The sequence below is a fragment of the Chryseobacterium electrogenes genome, assembly GCF_053553015.1.
On the sequence record NZ_JBNPPB010000002.1, the window covers coordinates 651,550 to 670,556 of the forward strand.

The 19,007-nt window shown below is 34.2% G+C and carries 21 protein-coding genes; 5 read left to right on the forward strand and 16 right to left on the reverse strand.

Annotated features, from left to right (window positions below):
* Positions 1–47: 47 nt before the first annotated feature.
* The 6 genes from istB to ACQQ6V_RS03015 all read right to left on the reverse strand — a co-directional run bounded on the left by istB (position 48) and on the right by ACQQ6V_RS03015 (position 6,478).
* A complete protein-coding gene (gene istB, locus ACQQ6V_RS02990) occupies positions 48–803 on the reverse strand; it encodes an IS21-like element helper ATPase IstB (RefSeq protein WP_448844100.1) in 756 nt (251 codons plus the stop codon).
* A 21-nt stretch (positions 804–824) separates the two neighbouring features.
* Entirely contained in the window at positions 825–2,012 is a 1,188-nt protein-coding gene (locus tag ACQQ6V_RS02995; protein ID WP_448844101.1) for an IS21/IS408/IS1162 family transposase, read from the reverse strand.
* Complete coding sequence (locus ACQQ6V_RS03000) at positions 2,012–2,392, reverse strand: hypothetical protein (protein WP_448844102.1); 381 nt, start codon at positions 2,390–2,392, stop codon at positions 2,012–2,014. Before ACQQ6V_RS03000 ends, ACQQ6V_RS02995 begins: the two co-directional genes overlap by 1 nt.
* Positions 2,393–3,136: 744 nt before the next feature.
* On the reverse strand, positions 3,137–4,258 hold the full coding sequence (dnaJ, locus tag ACQQ6V_RS03005; protein WP_448844103.1) for a molecular chaperone DnaJ: 1,122 nt from the start codon (positions 4,256–4,258) through the stop codon (positions 3,137–3,139).
* An 86-nt stretch (positions 4,259–4,344) separates the two neighbouring features.
* On the reverse strand, positions 4,345–4,884 hold the full coding sequence (locus ACQQ6V_RS03010) for a nucleotide exchange factor GrpE (RefSeq protein WP_448844104.1): 540 nt from the start codon (positions 4,882–4,884) through the stop codon (positions 4,345–4,347).
* Between the two features lie 61 nt (positions 4,885–4,945).
* A complete protein-coding gene (locus tag ACQQ6V_RS03015; protein ID WP_448844105.1) occupies positions 4,946–6,478 on the reverse strand; it encodes a S41 family peptidase in 1,533 nt (510 codons plus the stop codon).
* 129 nt (positions 6,479–6,607) lie between these two features.
* On the opposite strand from ACQQ6V_RS03015, the gene ACQQ6V_RS03020 reads away from it, so the two are divergent.
* Positions 6,608–7,273 carry a head GIN domain-containing protein gene (locus ACQQ6V_RS03020; protein WP_448844106.1) on the forward strand — a complete coding sequence of 222 codons (666 nt, stop codon included), beginning with the start codon at positions 6,608–6,610 and terminating at the stop codon, positions 7,271–7,273.
* Positions 7,274–7,384: 111 nt separating this feature from the next.
* Positions 7,385–8,416: a threonine aldolase family protein gene (locus ACQQ6V_RS03025; protein ID WP_448844107.1), complete on the forward strand. Its 1,032-nt coding sequence runs from the start codon at positions 7,385–7,387 to the stop codon at positions 8,414–8,416.
* Between the two features lie 189 nt (positions 8,417–8,605).
* Here ACQQ6V_RS03025 and lgt read toward each other — a convergent pair whose 3' ends face one another.
* Positions 8,606–9,439, reverse strand: coding sequence for a prolipoprotein diacylglyceryl transferase (gene lgt, locus ACQQ6V_RS03030; RefSeq protein ID WP_448846170.1), 834 nt, complete (start codon positions 9,437–9,439; stop codon positions 8,606–8,608).
* A 451-nt stretch (positions 9,440–9,890) separates the two neighbouring features.
* A complete protein-coding gene (yidD, locus tag ACQQ6V_RS03035; RefSeq protein ID WP_448844108.1) occupies positions 9,891–10,133 on the reverse strand; it encodes a membrane protein insertion efficiency factor YidD in 243 nt (80 codons plus the stop codon).
* 113 nt (positions 10,134–10,246) lie between these two features.
* Between yidD and ACQQ6V_RS03040 the strand changes: the two genes are divergently transcribed.
* The 3 genes from ACQQ6V_RS03040 to ACQQ6V_RS03050 all read left to right on the forward strand — a co-directional run bounded on the left by ACQQ6V_RS03040 (position 10,247) and on the right by ACQQ6V_RS03050 (position 13,834).
* Positions 10,247–10,924 (forward strand): response regulator transcription factor, encoded by a 678-nt coding sequence (locus ACQQ6V_RS03040; protein WP_448844109.1) that lies wholly within the window; start codon positions 10,247–10,249, stop codon positions 10,922–10,924.
* A 1-nt stretch (position 10,925) separates the two neighbouring features.
* On the forward strand, positions 10,926–12,302 hold the full coding sequence (locus tag ACQQ6V_RS03045; protein WP_448844110.1) for an ATP-binding protein: 1,377 nt from the start codon (positions 10,926–10,928) through the stop codon (positions 12,300–12,302).
* 281 nt (positions 12,303–12,583) lie between these two features.
* The gene (locus ACQQ6V_RS03050) at positions 12,584–13,834 is read left to right on the forward strand and encodes a site-specific integrase (protein ID WP_234108463.1); all 1,251 of its coding nucleotides are present in this window, start codon (positions 12,584–12,586) and stop codon (positions 13,832–13,834) included.
* Between the two features lie 105 nt (positions 13,835–13,939).
* Here ACQQ6V_RS03050 and ACQQ6V_RS03055 read toward each other — a convergent pair whose 3' ends face one another.
* The 8 genes from ACQQ6V_RS03055 to ACQQ6V_RS03090 all read right to left on the reverse strand — a co-directional run bounded on the left by ACQQ6V_RS03055 (position 13,940) and on the right by ACQQ6V_RS03090 (position 18,998).
* Positions 13,940–14,524, reverse strand: coding sequence for a hypothetical protein (locus ACQQ6V_RS03055; protein WP_234108465.1), 585 nt, complete (start codon positions 14,522–14,524; stop codon positions 13,940–13,942).
* Between the two features lie 19 nt (positions 14,525–14,543).
* Positions 14,544–15,446 carry an RHS repeat domain-containing protein gene (locus ACQQ6V_RS03060; protein WP_234108467.1) on the reverse strand — a complete coding sequence of 301 codons (903 nt, stop codon included), beginning with the start codon at positions 15,444–15,446 and terminating at the stop codon, positions 14,544–14,546.
* Between the two features lie 11 nt (positions 15,447–15,457).
* Positions 15,458–16,024 carry a hypothetical protein gene (locus ACQQ6V_RS03065; RefSeq protein WP_234108468.1) on the reverse strand — a complete coding sequence of 189 codons (567 nt, stop codon included), beginning with the start codon at positions 16,022–16,024 and terminating at the stop codon, positions 15,458–15,460.
* A 5-nt stretch (positions 16,025–16,029) separates the two neighbouring features.
* The gene (locus ACQQ6V_RS03070) at positions 16,030–16,596 is read right to left on the reverse strand and encodes a hypothetical protein (RefSeq protein ID WP_234108470.1); all 567 of its coding nucleotides are present in this window, start codon (positions 16,594–16,596) and stop codon (positions 16,030–16,032) included.
* A gap of 5 nt (positions 16,597–16,601) precedes the next feature.
* Positions 16,602–17,156 (reverse strand): hypothetical protein, encoded by a 555-nt coding sequence (locus ACQQ6V_RS03075; protein ID WP_234108478.1) that lies wholly within the window; start codon positions 17,154–17,156, stop codon positions 16,602–16,604.
* A gap of 11 nt (positions 17,157–17,167) precedes the next feature.
* A complete protein-coding gene (locus ACQQ6V_RS03080) occupies positions 17,168–17,713 on the reverse strand; it encodes a hypothetical protein (RefSeq protein ID WP_234108480.1) in 546 nt (181 codons plus the stop codon).
* Between the two features lie 98 nt (positions 17,714–17,811).
* On the reverse strand, positions 17,812–18,288 hold the full coding sequence (locus ACQQ6V_RS03085; RefSeq protein ID WP_234108482.1) for a hypothetical protein: 477 nt from the start codon (positions 18,286–18,288) through the stop codon (positions 17,812–17,814).
* A gap of 11 nt (positions 18,289–18,299) precedes the next feature.
* Positions 18,300–18,998: a hypothetical protein gene (locus ACQQ6V_RS03090; protein WP_234108483.1), complete on the reverse strand. Its 699-nt coding sequence runs from the start codon at positions 18,996–18,998 to the stop codon at positions 18,300–18,302.
* Positions 18,999–19,007: the final 9 nt, after the last annotated feature.

Here is a 19,007-nt window from a genome sequence, read left to right on the forward strand (position 1 = left end):
GAGTTTTTGGCAACAATGTATGCATAGCTCACCTCAAAAGTATATTTTTAATTTGGATTTTCAAATAGCATTGTCCGATTTTCCATTCTGAAGCTTTTTCCAGTAAGATTTATTACTTCACATCTATAAAGCAAACGGTCTAACAATGCGGTTGCAATGACTTCATCGTCCAACATTTTAGCCCATTCCGTGGGTTTTTTATTGGTGGTTATGACGATGGACGTTTGTTCATATATTTGGTTTATAAAGTTAAAAAAGGTCACTGCCATGTTTTTTTCAAGCGGAAAAAGCATAATATCATCTAGCACAAGCAAATTTGCCTTTAGTAATTTTTTGTATTCAATCATCTGTGATTTCATAAAATCTTTCGTTTTTAGCGTAGTAAGAATTTCATCCATTGTTCTAAAATAGACCTTATAGCCTGCTTTAACCGCATCCATGGATAGCCCTGCAGCCAGTGCCGTTTTACCAGTTCCACTAGGACCCATTAGAACAATATTGAAGAGTTGATCAATCCAGTTTAACTCCAGTAGCTGGGCTAGGCGCTCAGATGGAAGCCCGTTCCTATCGGCTTGATAGAGGTCTAGGTTCGAGTTTCTAGGGAGTCCTGCTACTTTAGTTCGTCTTAGTTCGTCTTTTTTGTGGCGATGATCCGCTTCTGCTTCGAGTAATTTCAAGGTGTATTGTACGAACCCTAACTCTTGTTTTTCCGCGTAAGAGATCACATCCTCCAGCTGTGTGCTGACTGCCGAGAGTCTGAAGCTGTTACATAACTGCTTGATTTGTTGCTTTTGTGTTTCCATTTTTGTAATTGTGGTTTTTGGTTATCTTACATTCAAGAAAAAATCATCATAACTCCCTAGCTCACTTCTCTGGGGATTCGTTTGAGCTAAAAGCCTGCTAGTACCATCCAGTGGATTGAGCGCAATGATTTTAGGGTCTAATTGTACGACGTCTTGCTGTTCTTTTTCCAGCATAAGCACTAGAGCTTTAAAGTCCCTCGCACTCAGTATGTCATTTTGATAAGCGTAGTCCAATGCTCGGGATACTATGGAGCGCTCCGTCGTATTGACGATCACTTTGAGCGCCTGTATTTGATCACGAATATATCTGGGCTTGTGTGCCTGTATACGTTCTATCCAAAGTAGCGCTAACAGCTTATTCTCCATAAGATCACATAACTCACTCATCATCTCCATAATGGCTGTGTTTTTGTCACGCTTGTGATCTCGTGCAATGATTTTTTGACCTTTCAAAAGACAAATTTGATGTCGACAGAGCTCTGAGCGTTGGTCATTAAGCACAATAAGTTCGGTTGCCATGACCTTTACTTCAACTTGCGTGTTAGTCCCTTTGTAGGTTACAAATGGAAGGCTATAAAAGTTTCCCTTGTAGGATATTTTGTTGTCCTTATGAACTGTATACATAAGTAAGGGCTGCGAAGGCAGTTCAATTGGATGCCATGGGTCTAAAAAGGGTCTCTCGATGTTAAGCTCCTGGTACGGTATAGCTTTGGTTGTGCCGTGCTGCAATGCGTTCGCCGTACGCCCTAGCCACTCCAGAGCTTCTATATTTAAAACCTCTAGATCTTTAAATGAACGATTGTACAGGAAATTTTTCTTCACATACCCCACCACATTTTCAACCTTCCCTTTAGATTCAGGATCTGCCTTTCTACAAAAATAGGTCGTAAAGCCGCGCTCTCGCACGTATCTCCGGAACTCATTGGTCAGTACAAGATCACCTAAGTTTTCTGAGACTAAGAATAATCGGTCTTGGTCATAAACAATTTCTTTGGGAACACCGCCAATGTGCTGGAATGCCACTTCGTGTGCACGGATGACATCAAATGCGGTAAAGGGAGTGTCTTGGAATAGAATGTACTTATAGCGTGAACGAGAGAGCACAAAAGTAAAGTATTGCACTTTACGAACCTTTCCGTTTGTTGTGCGCATATTGAAAAAACCGAAGTCTACCTGTCCTTGTAAACCGTAGCCTAATTCTGGAACCATTACATACTCCCTCTCTTTTCCTTTTTTAGAATGGTGTAAGTAGACCGTACATGATGTACAAAATTGAAAACAGTCTTCTGACTTACACGAGGTATGTCAGGATAATGCTCTTTGAGCCAATCGTGCATCTGAGCCGCCGAGGTTTCAGGATAGACTTCTAATCGCTCTTTGACAAACTGGGTGTAAACTTCTAAAACTTTCTTCCTACCTTTGGGCTCCGAGAGCTTAACTGCGAATTCTTCTTCGCTCTGGGTGAGATAACGTTTGGCGGTACGCCAATCCATGCCGAGAAAATCAGCAATTTTTGAAATGGAAAAGCCTTCTCGACTCATCCGATTAACTTCATGATAGATCATAAGTTTGTTTAAATAATAGTTCATAATTACCTTGTCTTTATTGCATGACAAAGGTGGTTAATTCCTATGGGGCTGTATGCCCCATAGGGTGAACTATGTATTCATTGTTGCCAAAAACTCTGTATTTGTTCTTGCCATTTATTCTGTAGTCTTATTTACGAAAAGTTCTGTATTATTATTTACCGATTACAAAGCTCTAATTTTGAGCCATATTATGGGAAAGATTTTGAGTTAACACAAGCATTTGTATATAATAATGCAACAGGTGCTCCTATAACACTATATTTTAATTTACAATCTGATCAAACTTTGGTACAAAGAAGCTCATTTACGCCTGAGTCTAAAAGCGAATTTAGTGGTGTGAATATCATTGAAAATTATTTTATGCGTGTAGCTGCAAATTAATTTTGTCACAGCGATATCACTTCTGATAGGAGTGAATGTATTAAAAATAGTTATAAGTTATTATGTGGAAAGCCTTACTGTTATAAGTAAGGCTTTTTTTGTTCTAATATTTGTAAACTCTAGATAGAATTATATTAATAGTTCTTCAATATTTATTTTGGTCAATTTCTGTTTTTATTCTATAATTAATATTAAACAATATCCTTGTTTTTTTATTTTATAAATGTATGAAAAGCTGAAAAATATTTGTTTAAATAAATATAGATTCAAAATACGATCGATATTTATTTTAAATAAAAATCCCCTAAAAGGATATAACTTTTAGGGGTAATGTAAAATTAAGAGTGTTTTCTTTTTTAGATTTTAATTGAAAAGATCTTTCACCTTCTCAAAAAATGATTTTTCTTTACCAGTTGGTTCTGCTGCCATTTCGCCAGTATCCAATTGATTTTGGAAAAATTCTTTTTGTTCTTTGCTTAGATTTTGTGGCGTCCATACATTAATATGAACAAACATATCACCTTTGCCACCGTAACCTTCTATGTTAGGAAGACCTTTACCTGCTAATCTTAAAATTTTACCAGATTGTGTCCCTTCATCAATTTTGATTTTAACTTTTCCGCCAACTGTTGGTATTTCTTTAGAAACTCCCAAAGCAGCCTCAGCATAAGAAATATATAATTCTTGGTGAAGATTATCACCTTCACGTTTAATCAAATTGTCAACTTCCTCTTCTACAACCACCAATAGATCTCCAGGCGTACCTCCGAATGGCGCATCGTTACCTTTTCCTCTAACATTAAGTTGGATGCCGTCTCTTGCTCCTGCTGGGATGTTAATGGTAATTTCTTCGTCTTCTTTGATAAGTCCTTGTGCATTGGCACCTGCTGGGATCTTATCTGCAACTTTACCAACACCCTGACAAGTGCTACAAGTTGCTTGAGTCTGCATCTGCCCGAACATGGTGTTCATCACTTTTATCTGAGCGCCAGTTCCTTGACAAGTAGGACAAGTCTTAGATGTAACGCCTTTTGCCAATTTCATTTTCTTTACCTTGATGGTTTTCTGTGTACCATTTACCATTTCTTCAAGGTTAAGCTTAATACGGATTCTTAAGTTACTTCCGCGAGAAGATTGTTGTCTGGCACCTCCACCTCCACCGAAATGTCCACCAAAGATATCTCCAAATTGACTGAAGATGTCATCCATGTTCATACCTCCACCGAAACCACCGCCAAAGCCACCGCCTCCAGCAGCTCCGCTCATACCAGCGTGACCGTATTGGTCATAACGTGCTTTTTTATTATCGTCACTTAGGACTTCGTAAGCTTCAGCAGCTTCTTTAAAATTTTCTTCAGCTTGCTTATCACCTGGATTTTTGTCTGGGTGAAATTTTATCGCCATTTTTCTGTAAGCTTTTTTGATTTCTTCTGCGCTTGCAGATTTAGAAATCTCTAAAACCTCATAATAATCTCGCTTTTTCATAATTGATTAATCGTTGATTAATGATAATGGATTGATAATAGATTTTCAGTAATCGTGTATCAATTATCTTTAATCATTTATAAATTTTAGTTTCCTGTTACTACTTTAGCAAATCTGATTACTTTATCGTGTAATTGATAGCCAGTTTCTATAACATCTACGATTTTCCCTTTTAAAGCTTCTGTAGGTGCAGGGATCTGAGTAATAGCTTCGTGGAAATCTACATTAAAATCATCACCAGCATTAACTTCGATAGGTTTTAAGCCTTTTTCTATTAATTTATTTTTAAGTTTTTGATAAATCAATTCTACACCTTTAAGATCCTCTTCATTTCCTGTTTTTGCAATTTCTTTTAAAGCTCTTTCAAAATCATCAAGAACTGCCAACATAGAGGTCATTAAGTCCTTATTGGCATACATAAAAAACTCATTGCGTTCTTTAGTTGTTCGTTTTTTATAATTTTCAAATTCTGCAAAAAGTCTAACATAACGATCCTTTTCTTCTGCCAATAATTCTTCTGCAGAAGGTTGTTTTGTCACATTTTCTGTTACTTCTTCTTGTGTATCTTGATTCTCTTGGTTTAAGAGTGTTTCGTTTTCTTCGTGTATATCTTTGTTTTCTTCCATTATATTGAATTTAACAAAGGCTACTTCACAAAGAATTTGCCAAAGCATCAGAATAAGACAATTAGTCAGATTTCTTTTTAATGAAATTTAAAATCCAATCTAGCTCTTGATCTTTGTTATCCGTAATTTGATTAAAAGAAGGCGATAACGGAATATCAGGAATGACACCTCTGTTTTTATTTTGAGGTTTTACATTGGGTTGGATGAGTAATAACCCAATCGGAAGTTTTAATTGAGAATTTTTGAGAGTAATTGTATTATAAAACCCAGCTACTGTAGCATCATGTGCGCCTCCTGTCTCTTCTCCAACTAATGTGGCGCGTTGATCATTCTGTAATTTTGCAGCTAGTACTGCGGACGCAGAAAAACTACTGCCATTTATTAATACGAAGATTTCTCCTCCAAAAGCATCTGCTTTTATATCGGTTGGCTTAGCAGAAAATTCGTTAAAATAATATTTTCCGTCTTTACCTTTTTTAGAAATAGCATAATTGGCCAAAATAAATCCAGGATATGCCACGCTCGATACTACATTCATTATTGGGGATTGTCCATAGAAGTAATTGCGGTGTAAGGCGGCCGTTTTGAAATTCATTTCTGGCGTTTTTATCAAAGTGAATTTTTCCTTTGCAAGGTAGGAATAGAGTGTATTAATCTCTGACAGAGAGCCGCCTAGGTTATTTCTAATATCCAAAATGAGATATTTAGTTTTTCCTTTTTGGAGCTCTGTAAAGGTTTTTTTATAGAACTTTGAGGCAGCTGTTGCTGAGAATACTTTAATTTTCATGTAAGCAATACTGCTGTCAGGTACCATAAATTTCATACTTCTATTGTAGGTGTTGCTTACAGCATTGTAGTCGTTGATGCGCTTGTCAGTGGCGGTTTTTATTAGATCTTCTTTGGCTTTAATATTTTCTTTACTTTCGTCACTTCTTATCAATGCTACTTGTTGAGTAAGATTATCTTGTTTTATTTGTAAAGTAACACTGTCTAATATGCCTTTTTCTAAGGTGTAAAATTTGAAAAAAATATCATTAAGATTGTACTTTTGATATGTCGTATTATAACCGTCTGAGTTAATTAATTTCTTGTATTTTGAGATCAAATCCGCCACAGAGTCATTACCAATTTTCAAAACTTCCGAACCTTGTTTTATTTTAATACTCTTATTATTAGAGCTTAAAATAAATAACTTGTCGTTGATAATTCTGTAATTAAGTTGACCTAATAATGGCGTTTTATTTTTTAGCGATTTCTCTTCAGATGCCGTATATTTTTTAGAGATAGGACGTAGTCTCAGGTGACCTTCCTTAACTTGAGAAATTACAGGTGCTAGCTTAAAAAAAAATTCGTTAGCAGTTAATGGCTCATTGATCGTGGTCTTAAGACTGTCAAATTTATAAGTTAACTGTTGCTCAGAGGTATATAAATATAATTCTGGGTGGTATTTTTTTAAATTATTAAAAGCTTCATCTGCATCTTGTTTTAATAAATCTGGAGCTATTTTTTTATCTACTAATGCATTATAATAGGTTACAGATCTACAACTAATGATTAATATAGAGGCAATAAAAAAATAATAAATCTTTCTCATAATAGACTTTGAATATTAAAGATACTATTTTTATCGTATTTCTAATTTTAAAATTCATTATTATGATTATTTTATATTAAAAATTAAAACTTTGGCGTTCTATTTGTAAACTATCTACAAAATAGAATTATGAAAAAGATAATAACTGCATTAGCTTTAGGAGCTGCAATTCAGTTTTCATGGGCACAGACTAAAACCGTAGGTGCTTTTACGTCGCTTAAGGTTTTTGATAAAATCCCTGTTCAATTAGTACAATCCAATGATTATAAAGTAGAGATATCAGGAAGCAATGCTAGAGATGTAGAATTTGTAAATAGTGGGAGTGAGCTCAAAGTGCGCATGGTAACCAGTAAAATATTACAAGGTGATGATACCAAGATTATACTTTACTATAAAAACATTAATAATATCCAAGCAAGCCAAGGTGCAAGAATTTCTTCTAATGGTGTAGTTAAAGCTATAAAATTAAATCTTGTTTCTAATGAAGGATCTAATGTAGATCTAGATATTGATGCATCATCTCTGGAGGTAAAAATCAATACAGGAGGGATGATGACATTATCAGGAAGTACCGATACACAGAATGTTATCGTTAATACAGGTGCCAAATATAATGCAAAATCGTTAGAGTCAGAGATTGCTTCTGTTACGACTAATGCGGGTGGTGAGGCAGAGGTTTTTGCTTCTAAATCTGTAACCGCAAAAACTAGAGCAGGTGGCGTTATTGATATCTATGGTAATCCTAACGAACGTAATGATAAGAAGCTAATTGGTGGTAAGATTAACTATCATTAATTATTGATTTATAAAGAGTAAAACCGGAGGAAACTTCGGTTTTTTTTATTTTATAATTGATACTAATAAAGGATTATTTATTTTAATTTTACAGCTTAAGTTTTATAAAACATGACATATTTTTTCAAGAATGATTATGCAGAAGCATGTCATCCCAGAATTTTACAAGCTTTGATAGATAGCAATTCTTCTCAAGAATTAGGTTATGGAGAAGATCGTTATTCTAAAGATGCTAAAGAATTATTAAAACAAAAAATTGATAATCCTACAGCCGAAATTCATTTTGTATCTGGCGGGACCCAAACTAACCTCATTGTTATTTCATCGATATTACGACCTCACGAGAGTGTTATTTCTGCGATTTCTGGGCATATTCTTAATAATGAAACAGGCGCAATAGAAGCCACTGGGCATAAGATTAATCAGATTATATCACAAGACGGGAAGCTTAGGCCTGCAGATATTCAGGGTGTTTTGGATGCACATGCTAATATTCCGCATCAGGTGAAGCCTAAGTTGGTTTACATTTCTAATTCTACCGAGTTGGGAACAATTTATACAAAGCAAGAACTTACAGAGTTGTATCAATATTGCCAAGAAAGGAAGTTATTACTTTTTATGGATGGTGCGCGATTATCACAAGCTTTAGCGATTGAGAATTCTGATCTGCAATTGGAAGATATTGCTAGATTAACCGACGTTTTTTATTTTGGAGGAACAAAAAATGGTGCGTTAATTGGCGAAGCTATAGTGATTACTAATCCAGCTTTACAAGAAGATTTTGGATTTCATGTCAAGCAAAAAGGTGCACTTCTGGCAAAAGGAAGATTGCTAGGGATTCAATTTTTAGAATTATTGAAAGATGATCTTTACCTGGAGCTAGGAAGTCATGCCAATCAACAAGCCATGAAAATTAAAAAGGCTTTTTCTGACAAAGATGTTCGGTTTTTGACGGAGTCTCATACTAATCAATTATTTCCGATTTTGAAAACGGAGCATATTGAAAAATTGTTGGAAAAATTTCAGTTTTATGTTTGGCAAAAAGTGAATGACAAAGAGTCCGCAGTCCGATTGATTACTTCTTGGGCAACTACCGACGAAGCGGTTGATGCTTTGGTTAATGAAATAGAATCTTTATTATAACACACAAAACCCGCGATAGGGATAGCCGTGGAAATCCTTTGTGGGCGGAAGACGGAGCGTAAGCGAAAGTCTTCTGCCCACAAAGATTGTAACAAATAGCCCGGTTTTGTTGGCGAAAGGATAGGCGGTGGCGCCGACAAAAATTGCCATAAAAAAATCCCGAATTGTAATGATTCGGGATTTGTATTTTTAGTTGTCTTTTGGAAGTTTAAATTTTTTAGAATAAATCATAACCACAAGACCTGCAAGCATAAAAGGAATGCTGAGAACCTGTCCCGTATTGAGCCCGCCAATCTGGATAAACTCGTTACCTTGTGGCTCTTTCAGGAATTCTACAAAGAATCTTATTGCCCAAAGGATGATGAAAAATAATCCAAATAACCAACCTTGCTGATATTTTTTGTCTGTTTTTCTATATAAAAACCAAAGTAAAACGAAAAGCAAAACATAACCTACTGCTTCAAAAAGTTGTGTTGGATAACGCGGAATGGTTAGTCCATATTCTGAACTTTGCTGTGGAAATAAAATTGCAAAAGGGCTGTTTTCTGAAACTGGTTTCCCGATGATTTCTGAGTTGAAAAAATTACCCATTCTTACAAATGCACCACCTAATGCAACTACAATTCCGATTCTGTCATAGACCCAAAGTGGATTTTTCTTAATTATTTTTATGCTATAATATAAGGTCGTGAAAATTAATGCAATTGTTGCACCGTGACTTGCTAATCCAGAGAATCCTGTAAAATGAAGGCCTCCTCGTGTACTTATCGGTAAGAAAACGCTTAAGAAATCTTGCTTAAATAATTCTGGCTGATAAAAAATAACGTGTCCTAATCTCGCTCCCAAAATTGTCCCTACAAGTGTCCAAGTGAAAAAAGGATCTAAGAATTTTTCGTCTACATTGTCAATAGTGAAGATTTTTTTCATTAAGATATAACCTAAGCCGAAGGCAAAGACAAACATTAAACTGTAATAATGTAATGTAAATGGCCCTAATGGAATTCCGGTTGATGGATCCCATATTTTGAAGCTTGTTTCTAATTCTGTTTTGTCACCAGACTTTATGAGTTGAGTAGGACTTTGGGATTTGTACAGATATTTTACGTCTTGCAAAGCTTTGATATCCGTTAATTCTCTTGGTTGAAATGTTTTGTCCAAAAGTTGAAAACCATTGTTTTTATAATTGCTGATAACAGTGATAATAAAGGCTTCATTGTCTGCAGAAGCAGGTTCTATATTGTCTTTAGTCAGAATAACAAGCTCTGCATTGGAAGATGGTTTTCTAGAATTGTCTAAAAAAAGATTTGGATCTTGAGTTGCGAAAATTTTAACAGGGATTTTCTGACTATTGATGTTAAGAGTTCCGTCTGATAATCCGTCTGCATTATTCTGCGCAAATACAGATTGGAAAAGTCCAATAAAAAGGACGAGATATAATTTTAAGAATAGCTTATTCATAGAATAAATAAATTTTTTAATGTTTTGAAGATTTTGGCGGTACAGGATCATAGCCTTCGCCGCCCCAAGGATGACAGCTTGCAATACGCTTTATAGACATCCAACCGCCTCTAAGAAAGCCATGCACACGCAGTGCTTCTAATGTGTAATGAGAACAAGTTGGTTCATAACGACAATTTTTGCCCAGCCAAGGCGATATCGCCAGTTGGTAAAATCGTATCAAAATAACTATCGGGAATGTTATGATTTTGTTTAACATGTCTTATTACTTAGCAAAAATAGAGGATTTTTCTTAATTAGAGTTTTAATAATGTTAATTAATTATATGGGAGTTAGTGTAGAAAGAGATATATTTGTTACAAATGAATTGTTATGCAAGTCTTGATTTTAGAAGACGATCTCGTTCTTTCTTCAGAAATTATAAAATTTTTAAGTGCTCATCAGATGGATTGTCATCTTGCAACAGATGGGGAAATGCTTCTTACAAAAGCTCAAGAACAGAAATATGATATTTTTCTATTAGACATTAATGTGCCTAAGATTAATGGGTTAGATGTGTGTCAACAGATACGAGAAAAAGATGTTACTACGCCGATAATTATCCTGTCCGCATATGATGCGTTAGAGGATAAGAAAGAAGCTTTTCAGCGTGCTGCGGATGATTATATGGTAAAGCCTTTTCTACTAGAGGAGTTATTGCTAAGAATTAATTCTCAACTAAGAAATAAAAAGCCTCAGGATGTAGAAAAAGAAAAAATTGTTATAGAAGATCTAGAAATTTTTCCCGACGATAGTAAGGTCTATAGAGGAGGAGAGGAGATTAATCTTACGGTAAAAGAGTTTCAGTTGTTGGTTTTGTTAGCAAAGGCTAATGGAAGAACTTTGTCTAAACAACATATTTCTGATGAAGTTTGGAAAAATCAATTTCAATCAACTAATAATGCAATTGAAGTCTATATCAACTTTTTGAGAAAAAAAATTGATAAAAACTTTAGTACCAAATTAATCCATACGCGTCCCGGTTTTGGATATTACCTAAGTCCTTTGTAAAATGAGCTTAAAACGTAGGGTAGCACTTTATATAAGCATAGCTTTTTCGTTGTTATTTGGTGTTATAATGGCGATTATCTATGTGTCTTTTAATGATTTTAGAAGAGAAGAGTTTAAAGAACGATTCCAGAAAAGATTAGAGTTTACATCCAATTTTATATTAAAATCAAGCAATTTTGAAAAAGAAGCATTTTTGTTTTTTAATGAAAATGCGGATAATGTATTACTTAATGAGAAAATCATAATTTTTAACGAGAAAAAAGAATTAATCTACAGTACAGTTAAGGACGAAAATATTAGTAAAAACCAAGGTTTATTAATAGAATTAGATCATAAAAAAGTGATCTATGACGAGCAATCTGTCCCAGAAATCTACGCCGTATTGACCCATATAAAAGGACGTAATTATTATATTGTTACCAGTGCATATGATACTAATGGGCAGAAAAAATTAGATTACCTTAAGTATTCTTTGATATTCGCTTTTTTTATAAGTTTAGTTTTAATTTGGTTTTTCAGTTATTACATTGTTGGTAAGATGTTGCAGCCTTTAGAAGATCTTCAGCATAATATTTCTGAAGTTACGGCTCATAAGTTAACCAGTACAGTTGCTGTAAAAGCAAAATCTAATGATGAAATTAATATCCTTGCTAAGTCTTTCAATCTGATGATTTCTAGGTTGAACGATGTTTTCCAGGCACAAAAAGATTTTACATCCAGTGCGGCGCATGAGATTAGGACACCGCTGACGAGAATGGCTTTTCAGTTAGAAAATCTGATTAATCTAGAGCAACATTCGCCAGCAACATTAATTACTCTGCAACAACTGAAAACAGATGTTTATCAATTATCTGATCTTACAAAATCACTATTATTACTAACTCAATTCGATAAAGAAAATATCCAATCTATATACGAAAATGTTAGGATAGACGAGGTGATTTTTGATGCCTATGACTCGGTAATTCTCAACTTTCCTAATCTTAATATGAACTTCGAAATTGAAGAAAATAATGATATTGATCCAGATCTCTCTATAACAGGCGTACAATCTTTATTAGAAATAGTTTTTATTAATCTCTTGAAAAATGCCGCGATCTATTCTGATGATCAAAAGGTAAATATTAAAATCACAGAGAATAAAAATGAAATTATTATTGATGTCAAATCTATGGGAGAGACCTTAACAAAGGAAGAAGAACAAAGACTTTTCAGTGTCTTTATGCGAGGTCAGAATTCTCAAAATAGAGCAGGATCAGGATTGGGACTTAGGATTGTAAAAAGAATTTTAGAATATCATAAAGCTGATATTTTTTATAAAGTTCCTCAGGAAAATGAAAACGTTTTTCAATTGAAGTTTTCAAAAAAACAATTGTAAATAACCGATTTCTTTTAAAATAAATTTTCAGTAAAAATACATCAAAGATTAATAACAGGCAAAACGGTTGTAAATAAAGACTTTACAGCCGTTTTATGATTTTTTGGTGATGAGATAAAAAGCAGTAAAAAGCGATGTTTGGCAAAAGTAAGGTTACTAAAACGTTACTTTCAAACATTACAAACAATCGTTTTAAGATGCTGTATTTCAGCTTTCTGCATAGTTTTTCATATTGTTCCGTAGCTCACATAGGTTTAATTTTATCATTAAGAATTGTGATTATGGAAACGACAAAAAAATCAACGTTTAAGGTTCTTTTCTACCTTAAAAAAAATGCCCCGAAGAAGAACGGGAAAGTTACGGTTATGTGCAGGATTACCGTAAACGGCAAACAGTCTGCATTCAGTACCAAGCTGGATATTTCTGCATCAAATTGGGATTTGAAGTACGGAAGGGTTTTAGGTAAAAGCCGAGAAGCCCAAGACACAAACAGCAAACTTGACAAAATTCGTTCGGGTATTGAGGAATGCTATTCCAAAATCCTGAAGAACGAGGGGGCTGTAAACAGTGCTAAACTTAAAAATGCCTTTCTTGGGATGGAGAGCGGAGAACTGACCTTTTTCAAATTCTATGAACAGTTCCTGTCCGACTATGAAAAAAAGGTAAACAGCGGACTTCGGGTAAATGGCACATGCAGTAAATACAAAATACTTTTAAAACACCTGCGAAATTTTGCACTTACAAAATACGGTTATTCCGATGTGTCCTTTAACGACCTTACTCCAGATTTTGTGCAGGACTTTGATTACTACTTGCGTGATGACCAAAGTTTGACACACAATACCATTTGGCTGTATATGATTGGATTTACCACGCTTTGCCGATTGGCAATGAGCAGAAAGCATCTTGCCTTTAATCCGTTCTGCGAGTACAAGAATACTAAAAAGGACAAAGACCGTGGTTATCTGTTACGGAACGAATTGGAACAGCTTGTAACATTCAACTGCGATAAAAAGAAAGACGAATTAGTTAAAGACTTGTTTGTTTTCAGTTGCTTTACAGGTCTTTCCTATTCAGATATGAAAGGACTTAGAAACAGTAATATTCAAGACTTTTTTGATGGTAACCAATGGATAATCGTACGCAGAAAGAAAACGGCTACATCGTCAAACGTGATGCTTTTGGATATTCCAAAAATGATTATTGAAAAATATAAAGGATTGACAAAAGATGGAACAATATTTCCTGTACCCTCCAATTCTGTTTGTAATAATGGTTTAAAGCGAATATCTAATCAAATTGACTGCTTAAGGGAAAAGAAAATAACCTTTCATTTGGCACGTCATACCTTTGCCACGCTATTTTTAAGCGAGGGTGTTCCTTTAGAGAGTTTAAGTAAAATGTTAGGACATAAAAACATTGCCACCACACAGATTTATGCTAAGATCCTCAACGAGAAAGTTGGAAAGGACATGCAAAAGGTGTCGCATAAATTTAAAGGAATGGAGAGTTCCTTTGTTTCACAACTCTGAAAAATATAAAATAGTCAAGAAAAGTCCAATGTTTTTAACATTGGACTTTTCTTATTTATATAGATTATCAAAATCAAAAAAACATTCTGGTATTACTTTATCTATTTACTTATTTTTATCAACCCGCCACTCATCTTCTATTGTATAGGCAATAAGCCAGCTGTAATCTTTCGGGAAAATAACCGCATCGTCATGCCATGAATTGAATAGATCATCATTTGCTCTTTTAACCAAATCTTTAAAATCTATTTCTAATAAAAAAGCATATTTTAGCCAGTAGACAAATACTTTTTCTTCCTTAAATTGCTGCGTTTCCTGAATTTCCTGCAAGGCTTCATCGGGCAAGTTACCATAACCAACCACAGATGCATCCAAAACATAACGAAACGGATTGATGCTTGGGTATTTTTCTAAAACCGTTTCTACTGTTGTATCTTCTGTAGTTATTTCAACCTTAGCTAATTTGTATTTTTCCAAAGCTTCGGTTTGGGTATGTCTCCGCAAAAGTTCGTGAAACTCTGGCGGAATACAACGAAACGAAATAATGGAATGTTCAATTTCCAGATTTTGCAGTTCATCTAAAATTTCTAAAAAAGGCACAATGCGGTTTTCCACAAATTCATTGAATCGAATGCGGTTTTGCAGTTGCGCTCTTTTAGCTAACAATTGATTTTTGCGGTCAGGATTCATGCTTTTTGCATTAAAGTTTTTATTCGAAATAAACGATTTTTCGTTCAATAATTTCTTTTAGATTCTTATTATCGTATTTTTCACGTTTTACCCAATTTTTAAATGTGTCATATTCGTATTTATACGTTGTGGTAAAGGGAGTTGTAAGGTGATGTGATTGAGAGATGTACTCGGTCAAATTATTCATTGCATCATATTTGTAAGTTCGGTAATACGTCTTTTTTGGGGCTTCTCCGTCTTTGTAAGTAAAAGTTGTTTCCTCACTTATTTTTCCATTGTCTGCATATTGACTCTTAACAGTGTTTGTAATTTGCTTACTATTATATTCATTTTTAGCCGTTATATTTCCCTTACTATCGTATTCGAAAGTATAACGATAACGTCCATGCCAGGAAGCTTCGTTTTCTTCTATTATTTGATTTTTGGAATTATACGTATATGTTTTCTCGGATGTTCCGTAACCAGTATTCTCAGACTCTATTTTCACTAAGTTGTTGCTCTTATCATAGGTGTAAATTGTTCCTTCTGTAGGTTTTCCAAATATGTCGTATTTAACTTCTGTTATTAGATTGTTTTTTTTGTCGTAAGCATACCCTTTTACTACCCTAGGTTCTCCACGTGAACTAAGGTCTTTTTCGAGTACTAGTTTCACTTTAGCATCATATTCATACGCTATATGGTTTTCGTCTCTTTTTTCATAATTCAAATCGTTCGATTCTGTTTTATAACCTTGTATGTTAAAAACCAATGTTTTATCCTGTATAATCGCCCATTCACTTGGTGGGACATCTTTCATAGATTTTTTACGCTTTTCAGTAAGTTCTTTAACTTTTCCTTTCAGCTCTTCTTTCTGCCAATCGGTTTGCGCATTTGCTATTCCTACTGTAAGGAATAAAGCTAAAAATGTGATGATTTTTTTCATTTTTTTAGATTTTAATTATTCTTTTGTGATACCAAAATATCTGCTGCGTGCTTGGCACCATACTGTTTCAACACTAAATAATAAGCTTCATAAAAATCAATATTCGGAGGGTTTGTAGCGATTTTATCTTGAATAAAATCAAGAACTGTTTTACCATCAACAGGATCAATACGATTGAGATTAACTCCCCATTTTATGACGGTATTATAGAAATCTTTATTTAGAGAAACAGTTGCTGCTTTTAAAATACTTCCTCCTATAAGTGAAAACGCAATGGTGTCACAGGTCAAACAATCTTCGTATTCGTTCCAAACTTTTCTAATTTTGCGGTACATTTCTTCTTCCGAATCTTCAGGTGTAACACCTGCGGCTTTTTTAAAGCGCGTTACATAACTCAATTCTCCATCTACTAAATGGGGAGTAATCACATGTTGACAAATACCGCGTAAGGCTCTAGCGTTTCCACCATTCTTTATTCTTTCAGAACATTCTTTTTGTTGTTTTTCCAATGCTGTTTGTGAAAAAGAACTTGTAAAGCTAAAAAGTACAAACAGTATAGTTGTTATTGCTTTTATCATAATTTTTATTTTAGTTGTTTCTCAGCCAAAATCTCCGCTGCGTGCTTGGCGCCGTGTTCTTTTAAAACATTATAATACGCTCGATAAAACTCAATATTTGGTGGATTTTTAGCCATTTCATCTCTAAAATAATCTAAAACTGTTCTTCCATCAACAGGATCAATTCTATTAAGATTTACTCCCCATTTGATAACCGTATTATAAAAATCTTTGTTACGCCTTACAGTTGCTGCTTTTAAAATATTTCCTCCTATTAATGAAAAAGCGATGGTATCACAAATCAAACAATCTTCATATTCGTTCCATACTTCGCGGATTTTGCGATACATTTCTTCTTCCGAATCTTCTGGTGTAACACCTGCGGCTTTTTTAAAGCGGGTTACATAACTCAATTCTCCATCTACCAAATCAGGAGTAATCACATGTTCACAAATACCGCGTAAGGCTCTAGCGTTTCCACCATTCTTTATTCTCTCGGAACATTCTTTTTGTTGTTTTTCCAATGCTGTTTGTGAAAAAGAACTTGTAAAGCTAAAAAGTACAAACAGTATAGTTGTTATTGCTTTTATCATAATTTTTATTTTAGTTGTTTCTCAGCCAAAATCTCTGCTGCGTGTTTGGCACCGTGTTCCTTTAAAACATTATAATACGCTCGATAAAACTCAATATTTGGTGGGTTTTTAGCCATTTCATCTCTAAAATAATCTAAAACTGTTCTTCCATCAACAGTATCTATTCTGTTAAGGTTTACTCCCCATTTAAGTATAGTGTTATAGAAAATCTTATTTGCACTAATCGATGCGGCTTTTAGAATACTCCCTCCTCTAATTTCAAAAGCCATAGTATCGCAAATCAAGCAATCTTCGTATTTATTCCATACTTCGCGGATTTTGCGATACATTTCCTCTTCCGAATCTTCTGGTGTAACACCTGCAGCTTTTTTAAAGTGGGTTACATAACTCAACTCATTATCAAATAATTCTGGTTTTATGACATGATTACAAATACCCCGTAGAGCCCTCGGTTTATCAGGCGGACAATCATTCTTTTGTTGTTTTTCCAATGTGGTTTGTGAAAAAGAATTTGTAAAACTAAAAAACACTAATAATAGGGTTGTTATTGTTTTGATCATGATTTTTATCTTTAGTTATTTTTCTCTGCTAAAATATCTGCTGCATGTTTGGCGCCGTGTTCTTTTAAAACATTATAATACGCTCGATAAAATTCTATATTAGGTGGATTGATTGCGATTTTATCCTGAATAAAATCGAGAACTGTTTTACCATCAACAGTATCTATTCTGTTAAGATTCACTCCCCATTTTATTACGGTATTATAAAAGTTTTTATTAAGACTAACTGTTGCGGCCTTGAGGATGCTCCCACCCCGAAGAGAAAATGCAATGGTGTCGCAAATCAAACAATCTTCATATTTGTCCCAAACTTCACGGATTTTTCGGTACATTTCTTCTTCAGAATCTTCTGGTGTAACACCTGCCGCTTTTTTAAATTTAGTAACATAACTATATTCACCATCATACAGTTCAGGAGAAATCACATGACTACAGATACCTCGTAATGCTCTTTCTTTTCCATTACCTAAGTGACAATCATTTTTTTGTTGTGCCCAACTTATGGTAAAAATAAAAAGCACTAATAATAAGGTTGTTATTGTTTTACTCACATTCATTTTTATTTGATTTTTGTGTTCGTGAATCTTGATTTTATAGAGGTAAAGTTTAAAATTGTTTCATATTTAGATTATAATTTTCATTCTCCTAAAAAGTATCACGGATTATTTAGTCCATACGTTCCTTTTAGAATTCTAATCGCTAAATTTCCAATACAATAAGGTGCTGTATTTTTATTCCCTTTTTCTTTATTTCCTTTATGTCCAAAATTTAAATAGGGATGTGCCTGATCTATAGCGTGTACTCCCTCGTGGATTATCGTTCCTGCAATATCTATAATCTCTCTGTAATCTTTTAAAACATTCATTTTTATAACATCTTTACTCTCTGTTAACGCATTTGTTTTTCTATATCTGATTTGAGCTTGTAGACCTAACGGTTTCCAATCTATAATCGTGATGAGATGATTAGTTTCCTTTAGCAATTTGGCGATTTCACGAGGGGATACTTTCGTATGCTCAAATTTTGGTTCTGATTCGATAGCTTCCCAAAACATGGGATTATCCAAAACTTCCTGTGCTCTTTCAAAAGCCTGTTGAAATTTTGGTATGGTGGTTTTGATTTGTAAATTCATTTCGTTTTCTTTTAATAATTATCCAAAACTTTTTTCCATAATATAGCTCCTTCTTTAATGTATCGCTCTCCATCGTGAGCATTTCCGAAACGGAAACCAAATTTCAAAGGAATATCTTCACAATTATTTTTGGAACTACCTATTTTTCTTGATGCGAAAACACCATCTCTTTGATTATTCAGATTGTACCAATGTTTAATATTCAAAGCCTGTATCGGCTTAAAGTCAGGTAAGTTTTTATGCCCGAGCTGGCTTCCGGCAGTAATAAGGGTTATATTTTTAAATAAGTCGTTCTGAAATTCTTCACGAAAGAAATCGTAACACATAAGGGAACCTAAACTGTGGGCAAAAATGATATTGCAATGTGTTTTTTCTATATCTTTTTTTAAGAGTCTTCTTAGTTCTTCTCGAACTCCCTCATATCTAAAAAATTCTACTATCATATCGATAAAATCATCTTTTAAATCAGGGAACAATCCTTTTTCTGGTCTTTCTCTTCCAAAAATAGCATTACGAAGAAAAAACAGATAGTCCTTCAAAGTAGCTTTTTGTGAGTCGAAGAAACTATCAAATTCAGAAAAAGTAACCTCTATTTCCTTTGAAGTATGTTCTTTAATTGCTTTTTCCCAACTGGTTTGCCATTGTTGCTGTTCATTGGGGTTGTCTTTTCCACCGATACCATGTATGCAAAGAATTTTAATACTACCCATAATTTATGA

Coding starts and splice junctions, on each gene's coding strand:
- ACQQ6V_RS03075 (WP_234108478.1), bottom strand. CDS start 17,156: ATGATCAAAACAATAACAACCCTATTATTAGTGTTTTTTAGTTTTACA.
- ACQQ6V_RS03090 (WP_234108483.1), bottom strand. CDS start 18,998: ATGGGTAGTATTAAAATTCTTTGCATACATGGTATCGGTGGAAAAGAC.
- ACQQ6V_RS03025 (WP_448844107.1), top strand. CDS start 7,385: ATGACATATTTTTTCAAGAATGATTATGCAGAAGCATGTCATCCCAGA.
- ACQQ6V_RS03015 (WP_448844105.1), bottom strand. CDS start 6,478: ATGAGAAAGATTTATTATTTTTTTATTGCCTCTATATTAATCATTAGT.
- ACQQ6V_RS03040 (WP_448844109.1), top strand. CDS start 10,247: ATGCAAGTCTTGATTTTAGAAGACGATCTCGTTCTTTCTTCAGAAATT.
- ACQQ6V_RS03020 (WP_448844106.1), top strand. CDS start 6,608: ATGAAAAAGATAATAACTGCATTAGCTTTAGGAGCTGCAATTCAGTTT.
- ACQQ6V_RS03065 (WP_234108468.1), bottom strand. CDS start 16,024: ATGATAAAAGCAATAACAACTATACTGTTTGTACTTTTTAGCTTTACA.
- ACQQ6V_RS03050 (WP_234108463.1), top strand. CDS start 12,584: ATGGAAACGACAAAAAAATCAACGTTTAAGGTTCTTTTCTACCTTAAA.
- ACQQ6V_RS02995 (WP_448844101.1), bottom strand. CDS start 2,012: ATGGTTCCAGAATTAGGCTACGGTTTACAAGGACAGGTAGACTTCGGT.
- istB (WP_448844100.1), bottom strand. CDS start 803: ATGGAAACACAAAAGCAACAAATCAAGCAGTTATGTAACAGCTTCAGA.
- ACQQ6V_RS03085 (WP_234108482.1), bottom strand. CDS start 18,288: ATGAATTTACAAATCAAAACCACCATACCAAAATTTCAACAGGCTTTT.
- yidD (WP_448844108.1), bottom strand. CDS start 10,133: ATGTTAAACAAAATCATAACATTCCCGATAGTTATTTTGATACGATTT.
- ACQQ6V_RS03055 (WP_234108465.1), bottom strand. CDS start 14,524: ATGAATCCTGACCGCAAAAATCAATTGTTAGCTAAAAGAGCGCAACTG.
- ACQQ6V_RS03070 (WP_234108470.1), bottom strand. CDS start 16,596: ATGATAAAAGCAATAACAACTATACTGTTTGTACTTTTTAGCTTTACA.
- ACQQ6V_RS03000 (WP_448844102.1), bottom strand. CDS start 2,392: ATGAACTATTATTTAAACAAACTTATGATCTATCATGAAGTTAATCGG.
- dnaJ (WP_448844103.1), bottom strand. CDS start 4,258: ATGAAAAAGCGAGATTATTATGAGGTTTTAGAGATTTCTAAATCTGCA.
- ACQQ6V_RS03045 (WP_448844110.1), top strand. CDS start 10,926: ATGAGCTTAAAACGTAGGGTAGCACTTTATATAAGCATAGCTTTTTCG.
- ACQQ6V_RS03010 (WP_448844104.1), bottom strand. CDS start 4,884: ATGGAAGAAAACAAAGATATACACGAAGAAAACGAAACACTCTTAAAC.
- ACQQ6V_RS03080 (WP_234108480.1), bottom strand. CDS start 17,713: ATGAATGTGAGTAAAACAATAACAACCTTATTATTAGTGCTTTTTATT.
- ACQQ6V_RS03060 (WP_234108467.1), bottom strand. CDS start 15,446: ATGAAAAAAATCATCACATTTTTAGCTTTATTCCTTACAGTAGGAATA.